The following is a 459-nucleotide window of genomic DNA, read 5'->3' on the forward strand; positions in this document are numbered from 1 at the left end:
CCTTATGTGCGTCGACTTCGGTCCGGAGGAGCTCTCCATGAAAAGCAGCTTTATCTTAGGCGTGTGCTTGTTGTTTTTGGTCCAATATTTCGTTCGTTCCGAATGGCTGCAGCTTATTTTGGCGGTTTGCGCCGTCATTGCCTTCATGGGCAGCGTCTTGCGCGCAAGGACGGTTCCCCGCATTTTCAGCGTGCTCATGTTTGCCTCCGGAATCGCATTGACGGCATGGAAAGGGCAGGGGATCGAAGCGGCCGCGCAGGGGATTGTCTCGAATCTTCCCTTGCTGACTTTGCTTGTGCTCGTCCCCCTATTATCGATTCCATTCAAAATGGGAGGGTTTTTCGACTCGATTCTCGCTTACCTTAAACGTTACCGCAACAGCCCGCGGAAAATGTTTATGGGCATCACCGGCGTGCTGTTTTTTCTCGGGCCCATCCTGAACCTCGGTTCCATTCGGAT

1 protein-coding gene is annotated in these 459 nt (G+C 52.9%); it reads left to right on the forward strand.

Annotated features, from left to right (window positions below):
* Window positions 1–37: 37 nt before the first annotated feature.
* On the forward strand, window positions 38–459 hold a 422-nt coding region (locus tag AC2JF9_RS09035), incomplete at its 3' end, for a hypothetical protein (protein ID WP_500727091.1).

This window comes from Lactobacillus sp. C449L (assembly GCF_059900815.1).